5 protein-coding genes and 1 pseudogene are annotated in these 7448 nt (G+C 70.8%); 3 read left to right on the top strand and 3 right to left on the bottom strand.

The features are described 5' to 3' along the window. Positions 1–913 (top strand): beta-ketoacyl reductase (locus tag ABD330_RS31675; protein ID WP_344469763.1); only part of this gene is annotated, 913 nt, incomplete at its 5' end. Positions 914–1498: 585 nt separating this feature from the next. On the opposite strand, the gene ABD330_RS31680 is transcribed toward ABD330_RS31675, so the two are convergent. The 3 genes from ABD330_RS31680 to ABD330_RS31690 form a co-directional block, all read right to left on the bottom strand. Then, entirely contained in the window at positions 1499–3733 is a 2235-nt protein-coding gene (locus ABD330_RS31680; protein ID WP_344469764.1) for a WD40 repeat domain-containing protein, read from the bottom strand. Positions 3734–3993: 260 nt separating this feature from the next. Further along, on the bottom strand, positions 3994–4386 hold the full coding sequence (locus tag ABD330_RS31685) for a hypothetical protein (RefSeq protein WP_344469765.1): 393 nt from the start codon (positions 4384–4386) through the stop codon (positions 3994–3996). 66 nt (positions 4387–4452) lie between these two features. After that, positions 4453–4665 (bottom strand): hypothetical protein, encoded by a 213-nt coding sequence (locus ABD330_RS31690; RefSeq protein ID WP_344469766.1) that lies wholly within the window; start codon positions 4663–4665, stop codon positions 4453–4455. 247 nt (positions 4666–4912) lie between these two features. On the opposite strand from ABD330_RS31690, the gene ABD330_RS31695 reads away from it, so the two are divergent. Then, positions 4913–6526: a peptide chain release factor 3 gene (locus tag ABD330_RS31695; protein WP_344469767.1), complete on the top strand. Its 1614-nt coding sequence runs from the start codon at positions 4913–4915 to the stop codon at positions 6524–6526. A gap of 127 nt (positions 6527–6653) precedes the next feature. After that, positions 6654–6803: pseudogene (locus ABD330_RS31700) on the top strand (integrase core domain-containing protein); the annotation flags it as partial. Positions 6804–7448 lie beyond the last annotated feature (645 nt).

The raw sequence follows: 7448 nt of genomic DNA on the forward strand, positions 1-7448 counted from the left end.
CTACTCCTCCGTCGCCGGCATCGCCGGCAGCCCCGGCCAGGCCAACTACGCCGCCGCCAACGCCTACCTCGACGCCCTCGCCAACCACCGCCGCACCACCGGACTCCCCGCCCACTCCCTCGCCTGGGGCCTCTGGGCCGGAACGTCCGGCATGGGTGGCACGCTCGATACCCAGGAGCAGGCGCGACTGCGCCGAGCAGGGATCGCGGCGCTGCCGTCCGAGGCGGCACTGGAACTGTTCGACACCGCACTCGCGACCCACCGGGCGGTGCTCGTACCGGTCAAGATCGACACTGCGGCGATTCGTGCCGCCGGTACCGTGCCGGCCCTGTTCCGGTCGCTCGTCCGCCCGTCGTCCCGCTCCGGCAGCACGACCGGCCGGGGCAGCCGACCCGCCCTGCGGGAGCGGCTGGCCGGATTGCCCTCGGCCGAACAGCTCGAACTCATCCTGGACACCGTCCGGACCCGGATCGCCGGCATCCTGGGCCACGACAGCCCCCGCGCGGTCCTTGCCGACCGGGGGCTGATGGAGATGGGCTTCGACTCGCTGACCGCGGTGGAGCTGCGCAACACCCTGGGCGTGATCACCGGCCTGCGCCTACCGACCACCTTCGTCTTCGACTACCCCACCCCAGGCGCGATGGCCCGACAGCTGCACTCCCAACTCGGCCTGGCCGGAGCAGAATCCGACGATCCGGAACAGATCGACGAGGCGACGATCCGCCGGACCCTCAGCTCCGTGCCGCTGGCCAGGCTCCGCGAGGCCGGCCTGCTCGACACCCTGCTGCGCCTCGGCCGGGCAGGGGACCTGACCGAGACTCGGACGGCTCCGGCGGACCACACCGAATCCATCAAGGAAGCAGACACCGATGAACTGATCCGCATGGCCCTCGCCCGGAGCGGCACGAACTGATCAAGACACCGCGCGAGGATGCGGCCACCCGGCCCGGGTGGCCGCATCCTCGCGCGTTCGGCGATTGTTCAAGGTCATCCCTCCCGGCTCGCAGGCCCGACCGCCACCCGACCATCGGCTATCGGCCACAAGGGCCGTCTCGGCCCACGCCGACATCTGGCGGTACGACAGAACGGGCCGATGCCATGAGGCTCGCAGACCAGTGGAACCAGAGGTACAGCCCATGACGCGGTACTGCTTCGACCCCGACCGGCGTGATCGGTGTCGGGGAGGTAGCCGACGTCGAGGAGCAGAGTCGACGACTGTTTTTACCGGGGCGAAGTAGAGCCACGGCTTCGGTCTGTCGGGGAGCCAGTGGTTCTCCGGCGAGATCGGGAGCCAGTCGGTGTGATCCCCGCCCCGACCTGACATCACCGAGACGGACACGCAAGCGGCGGCGCGTTCGCGCTGCCGCTTGGCCCCTGCAGCCCCGGCCGGGCATGTGGCCTTACGGCTGCTCCGGGCCGGGGCGGCAAGGCGCCCGTTGCGTTCACCTACTCACGAGTGGCCGCCCGCAGGGCCCCGATGGGGAGGATGTTTGTCCGGTCAGCGCGGAGACAGGGCCGCGACCTCGTGACCGAAACCGACCACGAGCCGCCCATCTGGAGCCACCGCCAACGAATTCACTGGTTTGGGGAACATCAGTTCCAGCCCCACTTGCTCGCCGGTGGACAGGTCCCACACCTGCACCGTCTCCTCGTTGCGGCCGGTGACGGTGACCAGCCGGCCCTCCATGACTCCGATTGCCGCCGCCCGCGCCTGGCCGGTGTGGCCTTGCAGAGGGTCGCCGATCTGCTGACGGGTGGCCAGGTCCCATATTCGTGCGGTCCCGTCGCCGCCGCTGGTGACGGCGACCGGCCGACCGTCCAGAACGGTCGTTGCCACTGCATTCACCCCTTGCGTGTGGCCTTCCAGCGACTCGCCGATCGGCTCGCCGGTGACCAGGTCCCACACCCGCACCGTCCCGTCCTCGCCGCCGGTGACGGCGACCGGCCGGCCCTCCACCTCTCCGGTTGCCGCCGCCCGCACCCCGCCGATGTGGCCGTGCACGTGGTTGCCGATCGGCTGGCCGGTGGCCAGGTCCCACACCCGCACCGTCCCGTCCCAACCGCCCGTGACGGCGACCGTGGCCGTCGCCACCAACACGTCTCCGGTGGGACCTTGCACCGCGTCCCCGATCTGCTTGCCGGTGGTCAGGTCCCACACCCGCACCGTCCCGTCCTCGCCGCCGATCACGGCGACCGGCCGGCCCTCCACCTCTCCGGTTGCCGCCGCCCGCACCCCGCCGGTGCGGCCTTGCAGCGGCTCGCCGATCGGCTGGCCGGTGGCCAGGTCCCACACCCGCACCGGCCCGTCCCAACCGCCCGTGACGGCGACCGGCCGGCCCTCCACCTCCCCGGTGGCGACCGCCGAGATGTCTTGGCTGTGGCCTCGCAGGGGGTTGCCGATCTGCCCGCCGGTGACCAGGTCCCACACCCGCACCCTCCCGTCCTCGCCGCCGGTGACGGCGACCGGCCGGCCCTCCACCACCCCGGTGGCCACCGCCCACACCTCCAGGGGACACTCCATGGAATGGCCTTCCAAGGGCTCGCCGATCTGCTGGCGGGTGGTCAGGTCCCACACCCGCACCGTCCCGTCCTCGCCGCCGGTGACGGCGACCGGCCGGCCCTCCACCACCCCGGTGGCCACCGCAGTCACCCCTTGCGTGTGGCCTTCCAAGGGCTCGCCGATCTGCTGGCGGGTGGCCAAGTCCCACACCCGCACCGTCCCGTCCTCGCCGCCGATCACGGCAACCGGACGGCCCTCCACCGCGCTCGTCGCCACCTCACCCATCCTGCCGGTCCGGCCGTCCAGGGGCTCGCCGATCTGCTCACCGGTGACCAGGTCCCATACCTGCACCGTCCCTTCGTATCCGCCGGTGACGGCGACCGGCCGGCCCTCCACCATGGCCGTCGCCACCGACAACACCGTGTCGTCGTGGCCGTGCAGGAGGCCGCCGATCTGCTCGCCGCTGGCCAGGTCCCACACCCGTACCGTCTTGTCGTATCCGCCGCTGACGGCGACCGACCGGCCCTCGACCACGGCCGTCGCGACCGCACACACGCTTCCGTTTTCCAGCAAGTACTTGCTTTCTCGCACGTCTTCGCCTACCAGTGCGTCGCCGACCTGCTCGCCGGTGGCCAGGTCCCACACCCGCAGCCTGCCCTCGTTGTCGCCGGTGACGGCGACCGGACGCCCCTCCACCTCACCGGTTGCCGCCGCCTGCACTGCGCCGTCGTGGCCTTCCAGCGGCTCGCCGACCTGCTCACCGGTGACCAGGTCCCATACCAGTACCCCCTCGTCGTCGCCGCTGGTGACGGCGACCGACCGGCCGTCCACCACCGCCGTCGCCACCGCGTCCACCGGGGGGAAGTGGTGGGGTATGACGTGCAGGACCCGGGCGTCGACCTGGCTACCGGTCGACCACTCCACCTGCCACCGCGACGCAGGCTCGCCGGCCACCACAACGGCACTGATCCGCGCCGCCAACTCCAGGTCCCCGTAGCGAGCGGCGTCCAGCGCCAGCAACTGCCGGCGCACCCCCGCCGTCGCATCCCGGTGCACATGCGCCGACGCCCGATACACCGCCGCCACCAAACGAGCCTCCGGACCCGCCCCCGTATCCAGCAACCCCCACACCCGCGCCGGATCACCGTTCACCAACAACCCCAGGTCCGTCCACCACGCACCCGCCACCACCGGACCGGTACCCGAACCACCCTCGCGCCCATCACCATTCATGACCGGCACCGTAGACGCACCCGCTGACAGCCACCACCTCCGGCACACGCCCGGGCCCGGACCTCATGACATCACGTCGTTCCACCGACACCGGCAACCCCGCACCCCACCCCCCGGACACGTACCACATTCGCGGCGCCGGACGGCTGACGCGCGATGGCCGGGGGCGGCAGCCGGAAGTTTGACGCCTTGTCGTACCGGCATCCGCGTCGGGCACAACCGGGGACACCCGGGGCAACTTGCGGGCAAGCCAACCGGCTCTACCAGCGCGACCGGACTCTGATGCACCGGCCCGTCGTCCATCCCCCCTCACCGGATCGCTCACCACCCTGCCAGGTGGCGATCAGCGCCAGCACCCCGGCCTCACGGGCCGTCAGGCCGTCCGGCAGCTCCATCGCTCCGGGCGTCGGTACGGGCGCCACCGACTGCCGTTCCACCACCTGGCTCTTCGACTGCAGGATGAAGTCGAAGAACACGCAGCAGCCCGGCTCGGCCACCGCGAGCACCGCGACTCGGCCGGCCGGCTCCGGGACCGGAGAGAAGGTCAGGCGAAGGCCGTCCGGGATCTCCTCGCGACCGGTGGCTTCGGCGACCAGCGCACCCCACTGGGCGGTGCGCTCCCCCAGGTTGGCGCCGCCCAGGGTGCAGGCCACCGGCTCCTTCCGCCACGCCTCGAGGTCCGGTCGGGCCGGGTACGCGACAGCTCCGCCGGTACCGGGTCAGCGGGTGGCCAGGCAGCCGCAGCCGGGTGCGCACGTGCCGGACAGTGCCGGCCCCGACAGTTCCTGCTGGACTGCGACGAGGTGGGCGGTGAACGCGGACAGCTCGGCGATCCGCCGGTCCGCATCCGCGATCCGATCCGGTTCGAGATCATCCTCGGCACCAGCATGCGGAGGGGCGAAGCCCTCTCCCTGCACTGGACCGACGTCCACCTCATGGACGCAAACTCTTCGTCCGCTGGAACCTCGCCGCCATCGACAACGGACTTCTCCACCTCGGCCAGCCCAAGACACCAGCCAGCCGCGCCTGGATCAGCCTCTCCCCCAGAGAACGGGAATTTCGGGGCCACGGCGCCCGACAGCCTATTATCGCTTCCTGGGCCTGCGGACCTGACCCCCGGCTCACCAGGTACGGAGAAGCGTCACCCGGCCTGCTGCCGATGCGTACCCGAGGAAACACGTGAGCACCGTACAGTCATTCCCCGTCCCGCAGGTCCTTCATGAGGCCGGCCGCCGACGGACTTTCGCTGTGATCAGCCATCCGGACGCGGGCAAGTCCACACTCACCGAGGCGCTGGCGCTGCACGCGCGGGCGATCACTTCTGCCGGTGCGGTGCACGCCAAGGGTGACCGACGCGGCGTGACCAGCGACTGGATGGAATTGGAACGCGAGCGCGGTATCTCGGTGACCTCGGCCGCATTGCAGTTCGGCTATCGCGGCCACGTGATGAACCTGGTCGACACCCCCGGCCACGCCGACTTCTCCGAGGACACCTATCGGGTGCTGGCCGCCGTCGACTGCGCGATCATGCTGGTCGACGCGGCCAAGGGCCTGGAGGAGCAGACCCGCAAGCTTTTCGCGGTCTGCCGCCATCGCGGCGTCCCCGTGATCACCTTCATCAACAAGTGGGACCGGCGCGGCCAGGATGCACTCACCCTGCTCGAGGACATCGAGACGCACCTCGGGATCACCCCCGTCCCGGTCGTCTGGCCGGTGGGCAGCGCGGGCAACCTGCGCGGCCTGGTCGAAGCGGGGAACACCGAGCAGATGCTGCGCTACACCAAGGTGCCGGCCGGCACGCACGCCGCCCTTGAGGAGCAGCTCACCTCCGAGAAGGCCGCCGAGCAGGAGGGCGAAGCCTGGACGACCGCACTGGAGGAACTGGAGCTGGTGCTCTCGTCCGGCCCCGGCTACGACCAGGAGGCCTTCAAGGCCGGCAAGATCAGCCCGGTCTTCTTCGGCGCCGCGCTGACCAACATCGGTGTGAAGCTCCTGCTGGACGCCGTGGTCGACCTCGCTCCGGCTCCCGGGCCCCGCCCGCTGGCCAAGGGCGGCAGCCGCGAGGTCGGCGAGGAGTTCTCCGGCCTGGTGTTCAAGATCCAGGCGAACATGGACCCGGCCCATCGCGACCGGATCGCCTTCGTCCGAGTCTGCTCCGGCGTCTTCGAGCGCGGCATGCACGTCACCCGGGCGGCCAGCGGCCGCTCGTTCGCGAGCAAGTACGCGCACACCGTCTTCGGGGCCGAGCGCACCGTGGTCGACACCGCGTACCCCGGCGATGTGGTCGGCCTGATCAACGCGAGCGCGCTGCGGGTCGGCGACACCCTGTACACCGGCAAGAAGGCCGAGTTCCCCTCGCTGCCCGCCTTCGCCCCCGAGTACTTCGCGGTGGCACGGCCCAAGGACATCAGCCGGTCCAAGCAGTTCCGCAAGGGCATCGCCCAGCTCGACGAGGAAGGCGTGATCCAGGTGCTCGTCTCCGACCGGCGTGGCGACCAGGCGCCGGTCATGGCCGCGGTCGGCCCGATGCAGTTCGACGTGATCCTGCACCGGATGGAGCACGAGTTCTCCTCCCCGATCGCCCTCGACCAGCTCTCCTACCGCGTGGCCCGGATCACCGACGCCGCCGGCGCCGCTGCCCTGGCCAAATCACGCCTGATCAACGGCGAGGTGCTCACCCGCCGCTCGGATGACGTGCTGCTGGCCGTGTTCGCCGACAAGTGGCAGCTGAACGCCTTCCAGCGCGCCCAACCCGACGCCCTGCTCCAGCCGCTGATCGCCACGGCGGACTGATCACCGACCTCTCGGCCCGGCGGCGCCGCTTGGCACGGCGGACGACGGACGGCGCCTGTTGTCGGGCTCGGAAAGTCATCGCCACAGGTGGCAGCGATAGAGCGACCTCGGCCGGCACCAAGTCCGCGTGATCGTTTCGCTGCCTTACCAGGTGGCCCGCAAGCTGTTGTCCGTACCCGGGGTGCTGCTGCGCCGCGACACCGCCAAAGACGCGGAGCTGCTCGTGCTCCGGCACGAGAACGCTGTGCTGCGCCGCCAGATATCCGGCCCGCTCCGTTCAAGGAGGCCCGCAGGTCGTGCAGGAAGCAGGGGACGCCGATGCGGTCCCCGACGTCGGCGACCGTCAGGCCGTCCACGCCGACAGTGCGCGCCCCCTGGTTGCCCGCGACCCGGTCGAACGCCACGATCAGCGTCGCCGGGTCGTGCACGAGGTTGAACAGGTCGTCGAACCGGCGGCCGGGATCGGCCGCCACCCAAAGGTGCAGTTTGCCTGCATCTCCGGTACCCGGCCCCGAGGACGCGGAGCCGTGCCGTTCGGCGCGGCGTCTTCCGGCATTGCAGCATCCTTCCTTGCCCGTCTCCGCTGCCACCCTTCCCCGTGTGACCGGCTCTCCCGGCCTCGGAGTACTACGGCGGCTCCGCCCTGCCCGGAGCGTTCAGCCGTCGGTGTGCGTATCCGCCCACCCCAAAAGGCAGTTGGGTCAGGAGGAGGTGCGACCGGGCGGTTCCCGTGTTCACTGTGGTTCGCTCGTTGAAGGAGGAGCCCGGCTTTGTCCCATCGGCATCGCCACGAGTACGCCGCAGACCTTCCTTGACCTTCCCCTCTTAGAGCTCGCGCAGATAGGCGTGCGCTCATGGGCGGCGGTTCGGGCGGTTGTCCCAGCGGTGAGTGGTCCATGCCCGGCGGATCAGGCTACGGATG

Source organism: Kitasatospora kazusensis, from assembly GCF_039529945.1.
Taxonomy (GTDB): Bacteria; Actinomycetota; Actinomycetes; order Streptomycetales; family Streptomycetaceae; genus Kitasatospora; species Kitasatospora kazusensis.